The sequence below is a fragment of the Streptomyces sp. NPDC018693 genome (assembly GCF_044391385.1).
In the GTDB taxonomy this organism is placed as follows: domain Bacteria; phylum Actinomycetota; class Actinomycetes; order Streptomycetales; family Streptomycetaceae; genus Streptomyces.
In genome coordinates this window covers 126,532-146,205 of the sequence record NZ_JBIRZZ010000018.1, presented here as the reverse complement: position 1 = coordinate 146,205, position 19,674 = coordinate 126,532, and the positions used below count along the sequence as shown (strand labels likewise).

Here is a 19,674-nt window from a genome sequence, read left to right as displayed (position 1 = left end):
ACATGACCACCTCGGTGCGTATAGCGAAACTGATTGCGGTAAGCGCAACATCAGTCTGGAGTCGCCCACAACCCTTGTCAAGGCATGCAGAGGGCACTCCGGACCGGTTCCCGACGTTGCGTGATGCGGAACCCAACTCACATGAGGCAACCTCGAGCCGTCACCGACAGGCGCGGGATCCCACCGCGGAGGGCCGGCCAGAGGGTCAAGGTCAACGCACCGTTTGACCCCAAAAACGACCAGAGGCCGTACTGGAGTCCTCCAGTACGGCCTCTGACCTGCACGTTCGCAAGTCGGGACGACAGGATTTGAACCTGCGACCCCTTGACCCCCAGTCAAGTGCGCTACCAAGCTGCGCCACGTCCCGTTGCGCTCCGCGGCGGTGAACCACGCGAACACGCAGGTAAACCCTACCCTACGGTGGCGGGCACCCGTGCCGGGGACAGGCGAGGGGGTGGCCCGTCCCGGCGAGCGGACCCTCTTGAGCTCTTCTTGGTCAGTCCGGGTTCGACACAAGGAATTTCCCCGGCGGCTACGGAATGCCGGAAAAGTGCGCCCGGATGGGGACATGCGACCCCCGATGGGCACCTTTTCATCGGGCGATCGTGTTTCGCCGACGTGAGAGCGGAGTAAACAGGGCGGCCGGGAAAAGGCTTTGGTCCGGTTTCCGCCCCAGTGGCCGTGATCGCGCTGCTGACCGAATCGATGCGGCCCCTGACCACGCAACTGTTGGCTTATTGACCAGCGAGTAACAAGCGGTCTACCTTTCAACGCGTTTCGCGCTAGCGCCTTTCCGTCAGTTTCACCCGATTCGGAGAACCATGACGTCCGCTGTGCGTTCCGAGGACCTGATCATCGGTATCACTCCGTTCGGCGAACCCGATGCCGGACTCGCCCTGGCCGTGGGACGCGCCGGCGGACTGGGAGTGCTCGACCTGGGCGACGGCGACCGCCGGGCACGTGAGGCGCTGGCGCGGCTGCGCGACGCGGGCGAGGGCCCGTTCGGCGTCCGGATCGGCCCGCGCTGCCGCCTGCGGCCGGGGGATGTGGATCCCGGCCCGCCGCGTACGGCGGTGCTGGCGCCGGACGCCGCCTGGTCGGTCGGCGACGCGCTCGCCGTCTTCCCGCGTGTGCTGGTGGAGGTCGTCGATCTCGCGGGCGCCCGGGAGGCGGCCCGTGCCGGGGCGCACGGCCTGATCGCACGCGGCGACGAATGCGGGGGCCGCGTCGGGGAGTTGAGCACCTTCGTGCTGCTCCAGCAGCTGCTCGGCGAGCCCGCGCTGGAGCTGCCGGTGTGGGCGTGCGGAGGCATCGGTCCGCGTACGGCCGCCGCCGCGGTGGCCGGCGGTGCCGCGGGGGTGGTGCTCGACAGTCAGCTGGCCCTGCTCGCGGAGTCCGCCCTGCCCGGCCCGGCCGCCGCCGCGTTACGGTCCCTGGACGGCTCCGAGACGGTCGTCGTGGCAGGTCACCGCGTCCTGCGCCGCCGTGGCCCGGACGCCCCGCCGCTGCCGGAGGAACCGGAGGCCGTGTCCGCCCTGCTGGGCGCCCAGGATCCGCGCACCCAGCTGCTGCCCGTGGGGCAGGACGGCTTCCTCGCCGCCCGGTTCGCCGAGCGCTGGGGGGACGTACGGCGGACCGTGCGCGCGCTGGCCGACGCGGTCGGGGACGTCGTACGCGACGACGGGCCGCTGAGGGCGCTGCGGCCGGAGTCGCCGATGAGCCGGGCACTCGGCACGCGGCTGCCCGTCGCACAGGGGCCGATGACGCGGGTGAGCGACCAGGCGGCGTTCGCGGCGGCCGTGGCCGGGGACGGCGCGCTGCCGTTCCTGGCACTGGCGCTGGCGGACGGGGAACGGACCCGCGAGATGCTCACGGCGACCCGGGACGCGGTGGGTGAGCGTCCGTGGGGCGTGGGCGTGCTCGGGTTCGCCCCGGAGGACGTACGGGCCGCGCAGCTGGCGGCGGTGCGGGAGATCCGGCCGACGCACGCGATCATCGCGGGCGGGCGGCCCGCACAGGCCGAGGCGCTGGAGCGGGACGGCATCCGCACCTTCCTGCATGTGCCGTCGCCGGGCCTGCTGCGGCAGTTCCTGCAGGCCGGGGCCCGCCGGTTCGTGTTCGAGGGCGCGGAGTGCGGCGGGCATGTGGGGCCCCGGGCGGGTTTTCCGCTGTGGGAGGCCCAACTGGCCGTGCTGGAGGACCACTTCGCGGACGGCAGCGCCGAGGGCGTGGAGGTGTTCCTGGCGGGCGGGGTGCACGACGAGCGGTCGGCGGCCATGATCACCGCGCTCACCGCCCCGCTGACCGCGCGCGGCGCCGCCGTCGGCGTGCTGATGGGCACCGCCTATCTGTTCACCGAGGAGGCGGTGGCGCACGGCGCGATCCAACCGCTGTTCCAGCGGCAGGTGTTGAGTGCGGAACGCACCACCCTGCTGGAGTCGGCGCCGGGTCACGCCACCCGCTGTGTGCCCAGCCCCTTCGCGGCCGACTTCCGCGCCGAGGAGGCGCGGCTGCGCGCCGAGGGCGTGCCCGACAGGCGGATCTGGGAGGAGCTGGAGCGGCTCAACGTCGGCCGGCTGCGCGTCGCCAGCAAGGGCGTGGAGCGCGACGCGGCCGGCGCGCTCGCACCCGTCGGCGAGGAACGCCAGCTCGCCGAGGGCATGTTCATGGCCGGGCAGGTCGCGGTGCTGCGCTCGGCGACCACCACGATCGCGGCGCTGCACCACTCGGTGACCACCGGGGCAGCCGACTTCCTCACCGAACGGGCTGCGGCGTTACGGCACTTGAGGGCACCGGAGCCGGTCCCGGCGGCCCCCGTGCCGCTCGACATCGCTGTCGTCGGCATGGCCTGCATGTTCCCGCAGGCCCCGGATCTGCCCACCTTCTGGGCGAACGTCGTCGGCGGCCGGGACGCCGTCACCGAGGTGCCGCCGGAACGCTGGGACCCTGCCGTGCACCACGGCACGTCCACCGACTCCAAGTGGGGCGGCTTCCTGCCCCGTATCCCCTTCGACCCGCTGTCCTACGGCATCCCGCCCGCCTCCCTCGGCAGCATCGAACCGGTCCAGCTGCTGTCCCTGGAGGCCGCCCGGCGCGCCCTGGACGACGCCGGATACGGCGACGGAGGACGGCGGTTCGACCGCTCACGCACCTCGGTGGTGTTCGGCGCGGAAGCCGGCAGCGACCTGTCCAACGCGGCGACACTGCGGGCCGTACTGCCCTCCTACTACGGCCGTGTCCCGGAGGGGATGGACGGTCAGCTGCCCCGGCTCACCGAGGACTCCTTCCCCGGCATGCTCGCCAACGTGATCTCCGGGCGGATCGCCAACCGGCTCGATCTCGGCGGCGCCAACTACACCGTCGACGCCGCCTGCGCCTCCTCGCTGGCCGCCGTGGACGTCGCCTGCAAGGAACTCGTGGCGGGCACCAGCGATGTGGTGCTGTGCGGGGGCGCCGACCTGCACAACGGCATCAACGACTATGTGCTGTTCTCCTCGGTGCACGCCCTCTCCCCCACCGGGCGCTCCCGCGCCTTCGACTCCTCGGCGGACGGCATCGCGCTGGGCGAGGGTGTGGCGTGCGTGGTGCTGAAGCGGCTGGCGGACGCCGAGCGGGACGGCGACCGGATCTACGGTGTGATCAAGGGGCTCGGCAGTTCCAGCGACGGCCGCTCCCTGGGCCTGACCGCGCCCCGGCCCGAGGGCCAGCGGGCCGCGCTGGAGCGGGCCTACCGCAACGCGGGTGTCTCCCCCGCCGAGGTGGGACTGGTCGAGGCGCACGGCACCGGGACCGTGGTCGGGGACCGCACCGAACTGTCCATCCTCAGCGAGGTGTTCGGCGCCGCCGGGGCCGAGCCGGGCGGCTGTGTGCTGGGCTCGGTCAAGTCGCAGATCGGGCACACCAAGTGCGCGGCCGGGCTGGCCGGTCTGATCAAGACGGTCCTGGCGCTGCACACGGGCGTCCGCCCGCCCACGCTGCACATGGAGCGCCCCAACCCGGCCTGGGACGCGGACACCAGCCCGTTCGCCTTCCACTCCGAGGCCCGGCCCTGGGCGGCACCGGCACGCGAACGCCTCGCCGGAGTCAGCGCGTTCGGGTTCGGCGGCACCAACTTCCATGTGGTGCTGGGTGCTTACGACGGCAGCGGGTCCCCCGTCCGCGGCCTCGACGCCTGGCCTGCCGAGCTGTTCCTGTTCCGGGGCCGGGACGAGACGACGGCCCAGCGGGCGGCGCGGGAGCTGCTGACCGCCGCCGAGGCCGAGGGGCGGCCGTGGCGGCTGCGCGACCTGGCACTGGGCGCCGCCCGCCGCGCCGACGCGTCCGGCGACCCGGTACGGATCGCGGTCGTGGCCGGCGACCTGGACGACCTGACCGTAAAGCTGCGCCGTGCGCTGGCCGGCGAGCACGAACCGGCCCAGGGTGTGCATCTGGCCGACGCGCCCGTCGACGGCGAGGTCGCCTTCCTCTTCCCCGGGCAGGGCAGCCAGCGCCCCGGCATGCTCGCCGAACTGTTCGTCGCCTTCCCGGAGCTGCGCCACTATCTGGAGCTCGGTCGCGCCCACGCCGAGCCGCTCTACCCGCCGGCCGCCTTCGACGAGGCCGCCCGCGAGCGGCAGCGGGCCGCCCTCACCGACACCCGGGCGGCGCAGCCCGCGCTCGGGATCGCCGGGCTCGCCGCGCACGCACTGCTCGGCGCCGCCGGGGTGCGTCCCGACATGGCGGCCGGGCACAGCTACGGCGAGTTGGTCGCCCTGTGCGCGGCCGGGGCCCTCGACCCGGCCACCCTGCTGGAGCTGAGCGTGGCGCGGGCCGAGGCGATCCTCGCGGCCGCCGGTGAGGAGCCGGGCGGCATGGCCGCGGTGTCGGCCGGCGCCGAGGACGTCTCCGCCGCGCTCGCCGGCGCGGGCGCCCCCGGGTCGGTCGTGGTCGCCAACCGCAACGCGCCCGACCAGACGGTGATCTCGGGACCGTCCGACGCCGTGACCGAGGCCGTACGGCTGCTGCGCGCGGCCGGACTGGGCGCCAAGCGCATCCCGGTGGCCTGCGCCTTCCACAGCCCGCTGGTGGCCGGCGCCGGGGACCGCTTCGCCGAGGTGCTCGCCCAACTCCCCGTACATGCACCGGAGTTCCCGGTGTGGGCCAACCGCACGGCCGCGCCGTACACGGCCGACGCGGACGCCGTACGGGCCGGACTCGCCGCGCAGATCGGCGCGCCCGTGGCCTTCGTGGAGCAGATCGAGGCGATGTACGCGGCCGGGGCGCGCCTCTTCGTCGAGGCCGGACCGGGGTCGGTGCTGACCCGGCTGGTCGGGCGGATCCTCGGCGACCGCCCGCACCGCACGGTGGCCTGCGAGCCCCGGCCGGGCGGCGGCCTGCGCGACTGGCTGGACGCGCTGGCCCGGCTGGCCGTCGCCGGGCAGCCGGTGCGCGCCGAGTGGCTGCTGCGCGGCCGGGACGCCGTCGACGCACTGCGCGCCCCCGCGCCGAAACGGCCCGGCTGGACGGTGGACGGGCAGCTCGTGCGGACCGCCGCCGGAGACCTCCTGCCCGGTGCGCTGGCACCGGCCCGACGAGTCGTGGAGAGCGTGGAGACGACTGTGACGACGAACCCCCCACTCGGCGCCCCGTCCGACCGGGACGCCCTCATCGCCGAGTTCCTGCGCACCAGCCGGGAGATGATCGCCGCCCAACGGGACGTGCTGCTCACGTACTTCGGGGCGGTGCCGGGTACGACGGTCCCCGCGCCCGTACCGGTGCAGCTGCCGGTGGCGGTCGCCGAGCAGTCGGCAGCCGTTGCCGCCGTCGAGAACGCGGAGCCGGAGCCCGTCGGGTCCGCCGGTCCCGTGGACGTCCAGCAGGTCGTCCTGGAGATCATCAGCGAGCGCACCGGCTACCCGATCGACATGATCGAACCGGACCTGGACCTGGAGGCCGACCTCAGCATCGACTCCATCAAGCGCGCCGAGATCGCGGGGGAACTCGCCCGGCGGCTCGGTGTCGGGGACGGCGCGGACCTGACCGCGCTGGACGACGCCGAGGTGGAGGAGCTGGCCAAGGCGCGTACGGCGGCCGCGGTGACCGACTGGCTGACCGCGCGGCTGGACGCGCCGGCCCCCGTCGTGCCCGCGGTGTCCTCCGGGTCGCCCGGGGTGACCGGTGAGCCGCCCCGGCGGCATGTGCTCCGGCCGGTGCTCATCGAGGAGCCTGCCGAGGAGCGGGACCCCACGCAGGTGCTGGCCGGCACCCGGTGGGTGGTCCTCGGCGACGGCGGCGAGACGGGCGCGCGTCTGACCGCCCACGGCGCCGACGTCGTCGTACGCGACGCGGAGCACGTGCTGACGGACGCGGACGGGCCCGTGGACGGTGTGCTGTACCTCGGCGCGCTCGCGGCCGGCGGGGCGCCGGTGCTGCCCGAGGCGTTCCCCGTGCTGAAGGCGGCCGTGCTGCGTGAGCCGCGGTGGCTGCTGGCCGTCGGCTCGCCGGACGGGACGGCGTCGGCGGGGCTGCCGGGGCTGTTCCGTACGCTCGCCCGGGAGTATCCGGGGACGGTCGCGCGGATCGTCGAGGGCGGTGACGCGGCGCTCGCCGACGTCGTCCTCGGTGAGATCGTCGCGGCCGACCGGACGCCGGTCGTGCGGCGCGCGGCGGCGGGACGGCAGGGTTACGAGCTGGTCGAGGCGCCGCTCGGCACGCTGGGCAGCACGGGGGCCGGGCCCGCCGGGGACGGGGCCGCCGAGGCCGCCGCGCTGGGGCTGGACCAGGAGGCGGTCGTGGTGCTGGCGGGCGGTGCGCGGGGCATCACCGCGCAGTTCGCCGCGGCGCTCGCCGGTGCCTCCCGGTGCCGGCTGGAGCTGCTGGGCCGGACCCCCGCGCCGGACGGTCCGGAAGACCCGGAGACGGCCGCCGCGCGTTCCGCGGCCGAACTGCGCGCGGTGCTCGCCGCGCGGGGCGGGCTGAAGCCGGCGGAGATCAACCGGGCGGCCGAACTCCTGCTGGCGCAGCGGGAGATCACCGCCACCCTGGCGGAGCTGGCCGCGCTCGGCAGCCGGGCCCGCTACCGCTCGGTCGACTTCCGGGAGCCGGATGCGGTGCTGCAGGCGGTGAAGGAGATCCACGCCGAGCACGGACGCCTCGACGGGGTGGTCTACGCGGCCGGGGTGATCGAGGACCGGCTGGTCGCGGAGAAGACGCCGGAGTCCTTCCAGCGGGTCTACGGCACCAAGGCGACGGGCGCGCAGGCGCTGCTCACGGCGTTGGAGGAGCTGCCCGAGGGGCCCGCCTTCACCGTGCTGTTCGGCAGCATCGCGGCTGTGCTGGGCAACCGGGGGCAGGTGGACTACGCGGCGGCCAACGACGCGCTGGAGACGCTGGGCGCCGACTGGGCGGCCCGGACCGGGCACCGGGCGCTGACCGTGCACTGGGGGCCGTGGGCGCCCGCCGCAGGGCATGCCGGGATGGTGGGTCCGGAGCTGGCGCGGGAGTACGCCCGGCGCGGCGTCCGGCTCATCGACCCCGAGGAGGGCACGGCCGCGCTGCTGCGGGAGCTGGCCTGGGGCGACCCGTCCACCGACGCAGTCGTCTACACGGCGTCCGGCTGGTGACGGGCGCGGTGACGGATCGTCAAATTCCGGTCGCCATCGTCGGGATGGCGGTGCTGCTGCCGGGCGCCGCCGACCTGGACGCCTACTGGCGGAATCTGTGCGACGGCGTCGACGCGATCGACGATGTGCCTCAGGGGCGGTGGGACGCGGACTACTACCGGCCCGGGGCCGCCGGGGAGGCGGCCGTCGCGGACCGGGTGTACTGCCGGCGGGGCGGGTTCGTGGACGGGCTGGCCGAGGTGGAGGTCACCCGGTTCGGGATCATGCCGGCGTCGGTGGCGGGCACCGAGCCGGACCAGCTGATCGCGCTGCATGTGGCGGCCGCCGCGCTCGCCGACGCGGGCGGCCCGGACCGGCTGCCCGACCGGCGGCGGATCGGTGTCGTGCTGGGCCGGGGCGGCTACCTCACGCCGGGTCTGGTCCGGCTGGACCAGCGGGTGCGGACGGCGGGCCAGCTCGTGCGGACACTGGGTGAGCTGGTGCCCGGGCTGACGGACGACCAACTGGCCGGTGTGAAGCGCGCGTTCACCGAGCGGCTCGGGCCCGACAGTCCGGAGTCGGCGATCGGGCTGGTGCCCAACCTCGCGGCGTCCCGGGTCGCCAACCGGCTCGACCTGCGCGGTCCGGCGTACACGGTGGACGCGGCCTGTGCCTCCTCGCTGGTCGCGGTCGACCAGGCGGTCGGCGAACTCGCCACCGGCCGCTGTGACGTGATGCTGGCCGGGGGTGTCCACCACTGCCACGACATCACACTGTGGAGCGTCTTCTCCCAGCTGCGGGCCCTCTCCCCCAGCCAGCGCATCCGCCCCTTCCACCGGGACGCCGACGGCATCCTCGTCGGCGAGGGCACCGGCGTGGTGGTGCTCAAGCGGCTGGCGGACGCCGAGCGGGACGGTGACCGGGTGTACGCGGTGATCCGGGGCACGGGCGTGGCGAGCGACGGCCGTGCGGCCGGGCTGGTCAACCCCGACCCCGGCGGTCAGGCGCTGGCGGTGCGGCAGGCGTGGGAGGCCGCCGGGCTCGACCCGGCCGAGCCCGGTTCGATCGGCCTGCTGGAGGCACACGGCACCGCGACTCCGGCCGGTGACACGGCCGAACTCACCACCCTGGCGGAAGTGTTCGGCACCGGTGACGGGCAGCGCGCGGTGATCGGCTCGGTGAAGTCGATGATCGGGCACACCATGCCCGCCGCCGGGGTGGCCGGTCTGGTCAAGGCCGCGCTCGCCGTCCACCACCGCACGCTGCTGCCGACCCTGCACTGCGACGACCCGCACCCGGCGCTGGCCCGCACGCGCTTCCGTGCCCTCGCCGAGGCGGCACCCTGGGAGACCTCCGACGCACAGCCGGTGCGGCGGGCCGCCGTGAACGCCTTCGGGTTCGGCGGGATCAACGCGCATGTGGTGCTGGAGGAGGCGCCGGGGGCTGTCGGGGCCGCTGGTGGTCCGGTGCGGGTGGCGGAGCCCGAGCGGGTGCTGTTGCTCGCCGCCGACACCGTCGAAGGGCTCGCCGGGCTGCTCGACGCCGACGACGGCGTCGTACGGGCGACCGGGCTGGACCCGGCGCGGCCGCACCTTGCGGCGGGGCGGGTGCGGCTCGGGATCGTCGAGCCGACGGCCAAGCGGCTCGCCCTGGCGCGGCGTGCGGTGGGCAAGGGGCGGGCGTGGCAGGGGCGCAGTGATGTCTGGTTCCGGCCCGGGCCGCTGCTGGGAGGTGCGGGAGCTGGTCGGCTGGCGTTCGTCTTCCCGGGTCTGGAGGGTGACTTCGCGCCGCGCGTCGACGACGTGGCCGCCCACTTCGGGCTGGCGCGGCCGGCCGTGGCGGAGGAGGGCGTCGGGGACGTCGGCCGGCACGGCTTCGGTGTGGTCGCCGTGGGTCGGCTGCTGGACACCGCGCTGCGCCGGGCCGGGATCGTGCCGGACGCGGTCGCCGGGCACAGTGTGGGCGAGTGGACGGCGATGGTGTCCGGCGGGATGTACGACGGCGACGAGGTCGACGCGTTCATGGCGGACTTCGACCCCGACTCGGTGTCGGTGCCCGGCCTCGCCTTCGGTGCGATCGGCGCGCCCGCTGAGCGGGTGCTGACGGCGCTGCGCGACGACGGCTGGGCCGAGGCCGGTCTCGTCCTCTCGCACGACAACGCGCCCGGTCAGTCGATGGTGTGCGGCCCGGACACGGCGGTGGACGGCTTCGTGCGCGCGTTCCGCGCCCGGGGTGTGCTGAGTCAGGTGCTGCCGTTCCGCTCCGGCTTCCACACGCCGATGCTGGAACCCCACCTCGGCCCGATCCGCGAGGCCGCCGCGCGTTTCCGGCTGCGCCCACCGGCCGTGCCCGTCTGGTCCGGGACGACCGCCGCGCCCTTTCCGTCCGACGAGGCGGACATCCGGGCCCTGTTCCTGCGGCACCTGCTGGAGCCGGTCCGCTTCCGGCAACTCACCGAGGCCCTGTACGCGGCCGGCCACCGGGCGTATGTCCAGGTCGGCCCCGGCCGGCTGGGCTCACTGATCGACGACACGCTCGGCGACCGAGACCACCTCGTAGTTCCTGCCAACTCGCCCCACCGGGACGGGCTCGCCCAGCTCCGCCGGGTGGCGACCGCGCTGTGGACGGCGGGGGCGGGGGTCGCGCCGTCGCTGCCGGCGGGAACCGGTGCGGGTGCGACTGGGCGACCGGCGGGGGCGACTGCGCAGCTTGCGGAGGCGCCGTCGCGGCCTGCGGAGGCGCCGTCGCCGCGGACGGGGGCGCCGTCACCACCGGCGGGGACGTCATCGCTGCCGAGGGTGGCGTCGGCGGCGGACGGTGGGCGGGCGGGCGCCGTACGCGCGCCCGTGCGGCTGAATCTCGACGGTGCCCTGGTATCGCTGCCGCCGGAGACGCTGGCGGAGCTACGGGCCGAGGTGGGCGCCGGCCTGGCGGCACCGGCCGGTGCCCCGACCGCCGGGCCAGGGACACGTGCCACCCAGCCGACGACACCCGCAGCTGACCCAGCCACCAGACCGACGACGGGCAACACGCACAGGACGACAACCCGGGGGACCCTGGCCACCCAGCCGACGACACCCCCAGACGTCCCGACCAACGGGCCGACCACGTCCACCACCCAGCCGACGACACCCGCAGCTGACCCGGCCACCAGACCGACGACGAGCACCAGCCAGCCGACAGCACCCGCTGACACAGCCTCGATGCCGACGGCGGGCACCGTCCAACCGACCGCACCCTCAGAGGGCCGGGCCGCCGTGGGCGGCGCCGCCGCCCTGTCCTCCGGCAGGTCGCCCCTCGATGCACTCGCCGCCCGGTTCCCCGTCGCCGCCGAACTGGACGCGCTGCTGCGGGACACGGCGGAGACAGCAGCCGCGCTCATGTCGGCCGCGCGAAGCGCCGGGGCCGCGCAGGGCACCGCGCCACGACCCCCTGCCGCTCTGGCCCCCACCACACACGCCACCGGCATGCGGGCACCCACCACGCCGCCCCCTGCCAGACCCGGCACCGCGCCACAAGCCCCTGCCACCCCGACCTCCGCTGCCCAGGGCACCGCCGCGCAGGGCACCGCGCCACGGCTCCCTGCCACGCCTGCCCCCGCCGCACAGGTCACCGGTATGCGGGCCCCCGCCACACCGCCCCCGGTCGCGCAGGGCGCCGTCGGGCGGGCCGGGGCTGTGTCGGCGTCCTTGGCGGCCGCTTCTTCGGATTCGGGTGCGCAGGGCCTCGTGGCCGCCGCCTGGCACGGGACCGTCCGGGTCTCCCCGGAGACCATGCCGTATCTCCTGGACCACTGCTTCTTCCCGCAGCGGCCCGGCTGGCCGGATGTGGCCGACCGTTGGCCGGTGGTTCCGGCGACGACGATCGTGCGGCACATCATGGACGCCGCCGGGCGGGCGGCGCCCGGGAGGCTGCCGGTCGGGGTGCACGGGGCGCGGTTCGAGGAGTGGCTGACGGCCACGCCGGCGGTGGACGTGCCGGTGGCGGTCACGCCGGAGGGCGGGGACCGGCTCGCCGTGTCGTTCGGGCCGCGGGCCCGCGCCACCGTGGAGCTCGCCGACCGGTACCCGGCGCCGCCGCCCGCCCCGTGGCGCACGGATCCGGCGTCCGAGCGCACACCCGACCACACCGCGGCCCAGCTCTACAGCGAGCGCTGGATGTTCCACGGCCCGGCGTTCCAGGGTGTCAGCGAGCTCACCGCGATCGGCGAGCGGCACATCCGCGGTGTCATCACCACCCCGCCGGCGCCCGGCGCCCTGCTGGACAACGTCGGTCAGATCCTCGGCTACTGGATCATGGCGACCCGCTCGGAGCGCACGGTGGTGTTCCCGGTCGGGATGCGTGAGATGCGGTTCCACGGGCCGCACCCGGCGCCCGGCACGGACGTGGAATGCCTGGTGCGGATCACCTCGCTCACCGACGCCGTGCTCGAGGCCGACGTACAGCTGACGGTCGCGGGCGAGGTGTGGGCGGAGCTCTACGGCTGGCAGGACCGCCGGTTCGACAACGATCCGACGACCCGGCCCGTCGAGCGCTTCCCCGACCGCAACACGCTGTCCGAGCCCCGGCCGGGCGGCTGGACGCTGCTGCACGAGCGGTGGCCGGACCTGGCCTCCAGGGAGCTGATCATGCGCAACTCGCTGGGCGAGGAGGAGCGTTCGGAGTACGCGCAGCATGCCCCGCGCGGACGTCGGCAGTGGCTGCTGGGGCGGATCGCCGTCAAGGACGCCGTACGGCGGTGGCTGTGGGACCACGGTGAGGGCCCGGTGTTCCCGGCGGAGCTGCGGGTGCGCAACGACGCGGCGGGGCGTCCGTACGTAGTCGGGGTGCACGGGCGGCGACTGCCGCCGCTGGACGTGTCATTGGCGCACCGCGCGGAGGCGGGTGTCGCGATCGTCCGCCCGCACACACCGGGACCCGGACCCGGCATCGACATCGAGGAGGTCACCGACCGGGACCCGCAGACGGTGGCGACCGCGCTCGGTCCGCAGGAGATCCGGCTGCTGCACCGGCTCTGCGCGGCTTCCGGTGAGCCGCAGGCGCTGTGGTTCACCCGCTTCTGGGCGGCGAAGGAGGCGGTCGCCAAGGCGGAGGGCACCGGGTTCGGCGGCCGGCCCCGGGACTTCGCGGTCCTGGACGCCGCGCCGGCCGGCGAACTGCTGACCGTGTCCGGCCGGCTGGCACGCGCCTACCCGGTGCGCTGCGCACCGGCCGCCAATCCGCCCCGGCTGCCGCACCGGGAGTACGTCGTCGCCTGGACCACCGGCGCCGAGCAGGAGGAGGAGCACGACCGTTGACTTCCTCTCCCTCCTGAAGAAGGGAGATTCCTACGGCTCGCGCCGTGGGGGTTTCTGCTTCATCGCCGACTGCCCGCCCGGAGTTCTCCGTTGAGGTCTTACACCAGCTCCACAGACAGACGCCGTCAGCCCGACGGCCAGAATGTTCTTCGCCGCGTTCACGTCCCGGTCGTGGGTCGTCCCGCAGTCGCACGTCCACGCGCGGACATGCAGAGGCATCTTGTCCTGCAAGCTGCCGCAGACGGAGCACAGCTTGGAGGAGGGGAACCAGCGGTCGATCGCGATCACTTCGCGGCCGTACCACTGGGCCTTGGCCAGGCGCGCACGGTCACGCCGCTCGTGCCGGGGGTTGGAGACCTTCTCCCCGGTGGACAGGGTCAGCAGGTGGTCGAGTCCGACGTCGATGCCGACGGCCGTATCTGTGGCTGGAAGCGGTTGGACGGACGGGTCCTCACACAGCAGGGACACGAACCAGCGTCCGGCCGCATCCTGCGACACCGTCACCGTGGACGGCGACGCACCCTCGGGGAGCGCACGGGACTACGCGATATCGAGCGGGTCCGCCATCTTCGCCATGGTCAGCCTGCCGTCCCGGAACCGGAACGCGCTGGTGGTGTACTCCGCCGACTTCCGCGACTTCTTCCGCGACTTGAAACGCGGGTACTTCGCCCGCTTGCCGAAGAAGTTGGTGAACGCCACCTGGAGGTGCCGGAGGGGCTGTTGGAGCGGCACGGAGGAGACGTCGTTGAGGTATGCGAGTTCCTCGGTCTTCTTCCAGGCCGTCAGCATCGCCGACGTCTGGTCGTAGTTCACCCGCTCCTGCCGCGTCCACACGTCCGTGCGCGCCGCAAGAGCCAGGTTGTAGATCTTCCGCACGCAGCCGAACGTGCGGGACAGCTCGGCTGCCTGCGCATCGGTCGGATAGAAGCGGTACTTGAACGCCCGCTTCACGTGGGTGGCTTTCACAGCTCACGTACTACCGCATCACTTTGTGAGGGGCTGCGGGTAGTTGGAGGCGGACGCCGGTCCGCCCCGGAGGCGAACCGGCTCCCCTTGCCCTGCTCCGCAGGGGTTTCGTTTCCTCTCCGCCCCAAAGGACGAGATATCCACGAAAGGACTCCGATGAAACCCGTCACCGCCACCGAGGAGGCGGTCCTCGCCGATCTCACGGGCATGCTGGCGCGCCTGCTGGAGGACGAGTACGGCGTCGACGACGTCGAGATAGGGATGCACACGAGCTTCAACCGGGACCTGGAGCTGGAGAGCATCGACCTGGTCACGCTCGCCGGGCTGCTCCAGGAGCGCTACGGCGATCGGGTCAACTTCGCCGAGTTCCTGGCCGGGATGGAGTTCGAGGAGATCATCGAGCTGACCGTCGGACGGCTCGTCGAGTACGTGGTGACCAGTCTGAAGGCCGTGGAGGCGAGCTGACCCATGGCGATGGTCGACACCGGCCGGGTCCGGATGCACGTCCAGCGGATCGGTCCGCGCGGCGGCCCCACGGCGGTGCTGGTGCACGGGCTGCTCACCGACAGCCTCGCCAGCCACTACTTCACCCTGGCGCCCGCGTTCGCCGCCGCCGGCCTCGATGTGGTGATGTACGACCTGCGCGGCCACGGCCGCAGCGAACGCCCCGTCGACGGCTACACCCTGGACCACAACATCGACGACCTGGAGGCGCTGCTCGACCGGCTCTCGCTGACCGGCCGTCCCCTACATCTGGTCGGCAACTCCTACGGCGGCACGATCGCGTTCGGTTACGCGGCCCGCCACCCCGAGCGTGTCGCGAGCCTGTCCCTCGTGGAGTCCGAACCGGCCACTCGCGCCTGGGCGGTGAAGCTCGGCCGCATCCTGGACCGGGTGGTGGGCGAACTCACCCTCAACGAGTCCGACGCGCTCGACTGGGTGGCCGCTCACCGCGGCCGCCAGACCGCCCGGCTGGCCAAGGGCGCGGCTCGCCTGGCCCGAGAGACCACGCTGGGGCAGGACATCCCGGCCAGCGCGGTGTTGACGGACGATCAGATACGGGCGGTCGGCTGCACGGTGCTCGGTGTGTACGGCGGTGACTCCGACCTCGCCGAACAGGCGCCCTGGTTGGAGGAGTTGCTGCCCGACTGCCGGACGGTGGTGATCCCGGGGCACGAGCACTCGGTGCTGGTGGAGGCCGCGGGGACCGTGGGCGGGCATGTCCTGGGCCTGATCCGGGAGTCCGACGGGCTGGCCGTCCGGTGAGCCGGTTCCTGTTCGTCGTCCCGCCGCTGGTCGGCCACATCAACCCGGTGGTGGGGGTGGCGGCGCGACTGGCCGAGCGGGGACACACGGTGGCGTGGGTGTGTCCCGATGCGGAGCTGGTCGCCCGGCTGGCGGGCGCCGACCCGCTCGTGCATCCGTGCGCGGGTCCCGCCCACGGCGGGGACGCGGCGCGGCGGCCGCCGGACCTTCGCGGTCCTGAGGCGCTGAGGTTCCTGTGGGAATGGTATCTGCTGCCGCTGGCCGAGGCGATGGCCCCGGGGGTGCGGGCGGCCGTCGAGAGGTTCCGGCCGGATGTGGTGGTCGCCGACCAGCAGGCGTTCGCCGGCGCGCTGGTCGCGGAGCGGCTGGGCGTGCCCTGGGCGACGTCGGCGACGACCACGGCCGAGCTGACCGATCCGCTGGCCGGGCTGCCCAAGGTGCGGGAATGGGTCGAGGGGCGGCTGGCAGGGCTGCGGCACACGGTCGGGGATCCGTCGGGCACGGCTGATCCACGCTTCTCGCCTCATCTCGTACTCGCCTTCAGCACACCGGAGTTGGCGGGACCGGCGACCGGGCGCGCGGTCCGCTGGGTCGGGCCCTCGATCGACGCGCGCCCCGTCACGTCGGGCTTCCCCTGGGAGTGGCTCGACCCCGGCCGGGCGACCGTGCTGGTCACGTTGGGCACGGCGAACGCGGACGCCGGGGGGCGTTTCCTCGACGTGTGCCGGGGCGTGCTGCGGGAGCGGGCCGACCGGGTGCAGGGGGTGATCGTGGATCCGGGTGGCGCACCGGCCGCCGGTCCTGACGGCAAGGACGTGCTGGTGGTCGGATCGGTGCCGCAACTCGCCCTGCTGGAGAGAGGCGTTGGGGCTGTCGTCTGTCACGCCGGGCACAACACCGTGTGCGAGGCGCTGTGGCATCGGGCTCCGCTCGTCGTGGCGCCCATCCGTGACGACCAGCCCGTGGTGGCCGGGCAGGTCGTGGACGCGGGGGCGGGGGTGCGGGTGCGGTTCGGGCGGGTCGGCGCGCCGAAGCTGGGGGCGGCACTCGACGCCGTCCTGCACGAACCCGGTTACCGCGCCGCCGCCGAGCGCATCGGTACGGCGTTCCGCGCGGCGGGCGGTGCCCCGGCCGCCGCCTCCCATCTCGAACTACTGGCCGAGGAGTCCGCGTGAGCGACATCGAGCAGCAGATCAACGCCCTGCGACCGGCCTACCAGGCCGATATCGCCGCCGGCGTCGAGCGCTTCTTCGAACCCCGGCGCACCGACTGCCCGTGGTGCGGCTCGGACCGGCTGACGACCCGGCTGCGCACCACCGACCTGCTCCAGCACAAGCCGGGCCGGTTCGTCCTCGACCGGTGCGGGGCGTGCGGGCACGTCTTCCAGAACCCCCGGCTGAACGCGGCGGGCCTGGAGTTCTACTACCGGGACTTCTACGACGGGCTGGGCGAGCAGAAGCTCGGGAACACCTTCGGGGCGCGGATGGGGCTGTACCGGCGGCGCGCGGAGGCGGTCCGGCCGTACGACCCGGCGCCGAAGACCTGGCTGGACGTCGGCACCGGCCACGGGCACTTCTGCGTCGCCGCGCGGGAGGTCCTGCCGGGTACCGTCTTCGACGGGCTCGACTTCACCGACGGCGCGGAACTCGCCGAGCGGGAGGGGCGGGTGGAGCGGGGCTACCGGGGGAGCTTTCCGGAGCTGGCCGGTGAACTCGCCGGTCGGTACGACGTGGTGAGCATGTTCCACTACCTGGAGCACAGCACCGATCCCGAGCGTGAGCTGCGGGCCGCGTGGGAGGTGGTGCGGCCGGGCGGGCATCTGGTGATCGAGGTGCCGGATCCCGAGAGCCGGTACGCGCGGCTGCTCGGGCGGTGGTGGCTGCCGTGGCTGCAGCCGCAGCATCTGCACTTCGTACCGGTGGGCAATCTGCGGGAGCGGCTGGCGGAGCTGGGCTTCACGGTCGTCGCGGAGCAGCGGGCCGAGGCGCATGATCCGGTGGATCTGGTGGCGACGACGTGGCTGGCGCTGGATCATGTCGCGCCGCGTGAGGACGCGCCGTGGCTCGCGGAGCGGCCGGGGGCCGTGCGGCGTGCGGTGCGCAAGGCCCTCCTCCTCGCCGGGATTCCTCTCCTGATCGTGGCGACGCTTCTCGATCGGCTCCTGGGGCGGACCGTGGCGCGGGGCCTCCGGTTGTCCAACGCGTATCGGGTGGTGGCGCGCCGGTCCGCATAGGGCGTCACTGAAGGGCCCTTGGAGCGTCCCAGGGCCCGCTTCACGACCGGGCCGTCGCCTCCGCCAGCACGTCGGCGACCACCGCGGGCCGCTCGACGAGGAGCATGTGTCCGGCGTCGGGCACGGTGACCAGCCGTACGTCCGCGCACGTCTGCAGTCCCTGCCGTTCGGTGTCCGTGAGGCCGGTCTCGTCGCGGTCGCCGCGCACCACCCAGGCCGGCACGTCGGCTCCGCACAGCCGCGGGACGAGGGAGGGATGGCGGGCGAGGTACGCGTAGTAGGCCCGTACGATCCTGCGGCAGGACCGTGGGTCGTTGGCGCCCATCGCCGCCGCCAGCACCTCGGCGCGCCGGGGCGGCAGATCGCGTCGCGCCGCCCGGGGCAGCAGCGCGCACATCCCGGACCAGACCGCCGCGCCGAGGCCGGGCACCCGCCCCACGGCGTCCATCACGGTCAGGAACGTCGCCTCGTCCCGGCGGGAGAAGGTGGGCGAGAGCAGGACCAGCGGCCCGGCGAACAGACCGGCCGCCGCCATCTCGATCGCCACGTTCGCGCCCAGGCTGTGCCCCACCACCACATCGCAGCCGGTGTCGGCCGCGAACCACGCCATCAGCTCCGCGTAGTGCTCCATCGCCACGTCGTCGGGCGCCTCGGTCCCGGCGAACCCCGGCAGCGCCGCCGCCACCATGCCCAGCCCCGCGAGCGCGGGCTCCGCCATCAGGTCCGCGTAGAACTCGGTCGAGCACATCCCGCCCGGAATCATCAGCACCCGGTGCGGGGCCTGGTCCGGGCCCGAACGGCGGACATCCCAGCGGTCCCTCATATTCCGAGCGTGACGCCGGACGCCGGCCCCCGCCTCCGGTCGTGGTCCCACGGGTGCCTGCGGGTCGTCGACGTGGACAACCCGGTGACGTTGTGTCGTGCGACCGGGGCCGATCACCCACACTCCGTCCACACCCGCGCCGCGCGCGGCCGGCCCAGGGTCGCCGGCATGACGCACGGTTTCACCCTGCACATCGCCGACGCCGAGCTCGAACCGGAGCCGCTCGACCCCGCTCAGATCCTCTCGGGGCCGCCTGAGGTGACCGGGAAGGTGGTGGGGGAGTCGGCGGACGGCAGCCAGGTCCGCGGGGTCTGGCAGATCACGCCCGGAGTGGTCACCGACACCGAGGTGGACGAGCTGTTCGTGGTGAGCAGCGGGTCGGCGATCATCCAGGTCGAGGACGGCCCCACCTTCACGGTCGGCCCCGGCGACCTGGCGGTGCTGCGCGCGGGGGACCGTACGACGTGGACGGTGCGCGAGACGCTGCGCAAGGCGTACGCCGTCAGCCGGTGAGCGGTGCCGTCGTCCCCCGGATCTGCAGCGTGGGGGACGCCAGGTGCACGCGGCCCAGCCCGCCGGGCCGTTCGAGCCGGTCCAGCAGGCAGCGGGCCGCGCGGCGGCCGACCTCGTGGCCGGCCGGGTCGACGGTGGTCAGCCAGAGGTGGCGCAGGCGGGAGATGCTGGTGTTGTCGTAGCCGACGACCGACAGGTCGTGCGGGACGCGCAGGCCCAGGTCCTCCGCCGCCGAGAGCACGCCGACGCAGGCCATGTCGTTGACCGCGAAGACGGCGGTGGGCCGGTCCGGGCGGCCCAGCAGCCGTACGGCCGCGCGGTGGCCGCCCTCCTCGGTCATGTCGCACGGCTCCACCAGCGCCGGCTCCGCCGGCCCGTGGGCCCGCATCGTCTCCTCGAAGCCGCGCCGCCGCAGCGCGCCGACGGCGCCGTGGCCCGCGAGGTGCGCGATCCGGCGGTGCCCGAGTCCGACGAGATGCTCGGTGGCCAGCCGGGCGCCCTTCTCGTCGTCGTCGGCGACGACGTCCACGCCCGCCGGCACGGCCTCACGCGCCCCCGCCACGACGACCGGCATGCGCGCCGCCACCGTGTCGAGCGCCGTGAGGTCGGGCAGCGTGCCGACCACGACCAGGCCGTCGGCCTGCACGTCCAGGAAGGGGCCGGCGAGATCGTGGCCGACGCGGCGGGCGAGCCGGGCGTCCGCGAGCAGCATGTGCAGTCCGCTCGCGTGCAGCAGGGAGTTGAGGCCGTCGAGCAGGTCGACGTACCAGGGGTTGCGCAGGTCGTCGAGGAGCACGCCGATGGTGCGGGTGCGCTGCTCGCTGAGGCTGCGGGCGGCCGCGTTGGGCCGGTAGCCCAGTTCGCGCACGGCCTTCAGCACGGCCTCCCGCTTCTCGGGGCGCACCTGCTCCGAGCCGCGCAGTACGAGGGAGACCAGGGACTTGGACACTCCGGCCCGGTCGGCCACGTCGCGGATGGTCGGTGGTCTCATGTCTG

9 protein-coding genes, 1 tRNA gene and 1 pseudogene are annotated in these 19,674 nt (G+C 74.2%); 7 read left to right on the top strand and 4 right to left on the bottom strand.

Features of this window, described 5'->3' with window-relative positions:
* Window positions 1-293: 293 nt before the first annotated feature.
* A tRNA-Pro gene (locus ACH5AC_RS33180) sits at window positions 294-367 on the bottom strand.
* A gap of 454 nt (window positions 368-821) precedes the next feature.
* Here ACH5AC_RS33180 and ACH5AC_RS33175 point away from each other — a divergent pair.
* A complete protein-coding gene (locus ACH5AC_RS33175) occupies window positions 822-7,601 on the top strand; it encodes an SDR family oxidoreductase (protein WP_398865981.1) in 6,780 nt (2,259 codons plus the stop codon).
* A 44-nt stretch (window positions 7,602-7,645) separates the two neighbouring features.
* The gene (locus ACH5AC_RS33170) at window positions 7,646-12,877 is read left to right on the top strand and encodes a beta-ketoacyl synthase N-terminal-like domain-containing protein (RefSeq protein ID WP_398865992.1); all 5,232 of its coding nucleotides are present in this window, start codon (window positions 7,646-7,648) and stop codon (window positions 12,875-12,877) included.
* 30 nt (window positions 12,878-12,907) lie between these two features.
* Here the strand turns inward: ACH5AC_RS33170 and ACH5AC_RS33165 are convergent.
* Window positions 12,908-13,843 (bottom strand): annotated as a pseudogene (locus tag ACH5AC_RS33165) (RNA-guided endonuclease InsQ/TnpB family protein).
* Between the two features lie 156 nt (window positions 13,844-13,999).
* On the opposite strand from ACH5AC_RS33165, the gene ACH5AC_RS33160 reads away from it, so the two are divergent.
* Genes ACH5AC_RS33160 through ACH5AC_RS33145 form a run of 4 tightly spaced genes read left to right on the top strand, consistent with a single transcriptional unit; the run spans window position 14,000 to window position 17,342 of the window.
* Window positions 14,000-14,308 (top strand): acyl carrier protein, encoded by a 309-nt coding sequence (locus ACH5AC_RS33160; RefSeq protein ID WP_398865980.1) that lies wholly within the window; start codon window positions 14,000-14,002, stop codon window positions 14,306-14,308.
* Between the two features lie 3 nt (window positions 14,309-14,311).
* Window positions 14,312-15,109, top strand: coding sequence for an alpha/beta fold hydrolase (locus ACH5AC_RS33155; RefSeq protein WP_398865979.1), 798 nt, complete (start codon window positions 14,312-14,314; stop codon window positions 15,107-15,109).
* Window positions 15,106-16,284 carry a glycosyltransferase gene (locus ACH5AC_RS33150; protein WP_398865978.1) on the top strand — a complete coding sequence of 393 codons (1,179 nt, stop codon included), beginning with the start codon at window positions 15,106-15,108 and terminating at the stop codon, window positions 16,282-16,284. Before ACH5AC_RS33155 ends, ACH5AC_RS33150 begins: the two co-directional genes overlap by 4 nt.
* On the top strand, window positions 16,281-17,342 hold the full coding sequence (locus ACH5AC_RS33145; protein WP_398865977.1) for a class I SAM-dependent methyltransferase: 1,062 nt from the start codon (window positions 16,281-16,283) through the stop codon (window positions 17,340-17,342). Before ACH5AC_RS33150 ends, ACH5AC_RS33145 begins: the two co-directional genes overlap by 4 nt.
* 40 nt (window positions 17,343-17,382) lie before the next feature.
* Here the strand turns inward: ACH5AC_RS33145 and ACH5AC_RS33140 are convergent, their stop codons facing one another.
* Window positions 17,383-18,165 (bottom strand): alpha/beta fold hydrolase, encoded by a 783-nt coding sequence (locus tag ACH5AC_RS33140; protein WP_398865976.1) that lies wholly within the window; start codon window positions 18,163-18,165, stop codon window positions 17,383-17,385.
* A 168-nt stretch (window positions 18,166-18,333) separates the two neighbouring features.
* Here ACH5AC_RS33140 and ACH5AC_RS33135 point away from each other — a divergent pair, with 168 nt between their 5' ends.
* Window positions 18,334-18,678 carry a cupin domain-containing protein gene (locus ACH5AC_RS33135; protein ID WP_398865975.1) on the top strand — a complete coding sequence of 115 codons (345 nt, stop codon included), beginning with the start codon at window positions 18,334-18,336 and terminating at the stop codon, window positions 18,676-18,678.
* Here the strand turns inward: ACH5AC_RS33135 and ACH5AC_RS33130 are convergent.
* Window positions 18,668-19,669: a LacI family DNA-binding transcriptional regulator gene (locus ACH5AC_RS33130; RefSeq protein ID WP_398865974.1), complete on the bottom strand. Its 1,002-nt coding sequence runs from the start codon at window positions 19,667-19,669 to the stop codon at window positions 18,668-18,670. The two genes, ACH5AC_RS33135 and ACH5AC_RS33130, sit on opposite strands and share 11 nt — an antisense overlap.
* Window positions 19,670-19,674 lie beyond the last annotated feature (5 nt).

Bases quoted from the DNA above. Each gene is read 5' to 3' on its own strand.
- ACH5AC_RS33175 (WP_398865981.1), top strand. From the start codon at position 822: ATGACGTCCGCTGTGCGTTCCGAGGACCTGATCATCGGTATCACTCCG.
- ACH5AC_RS33170 (WP_398865992.1), top strand. From the start codon at position 7,646: ATGGCGGTGCTGCTGCCGGGCGCCGCCGACCTGGACGCCTACTGGCGG.
- ACH5AC_RS33160 (WP_398865980.1), top strand. From the start codon at position 14,000: ATGAAACCCGTCACCGCCACCGAGGAGGCGGTCCTCGCCGATCTCACG.
- ACH5AC_RS33155 (WP_398865979.1), top strand. From the start codon at position 14,312: ATGGCGATGGTCGACACCGGCCGGGTCCGGATGCACGTCCAGCGGATC.
- ACH5AC_RS33140 (WP_398865976.1), bottom strand. From the start codon at position 18,165: ATGAGGGACCGCTGGGATGTCCGCCGTTCGGGCCCGGACCAGGCCCCG.
- ACH5AC_RS33135 (WP_398865975.1), top strand. From the start codon at position 18,334: ATGACGCACGGTTTCACCCTGCACATCGCCGACGCCGAGCTCGAACCG.
- ACH5AC_RS33130 (WP_398865974.1), bottom strand. From the start codon at position 19,669: ATGAGACCACCGACCATCCGCGACGTGGCCGACCGGGCCGGAGTGTCC.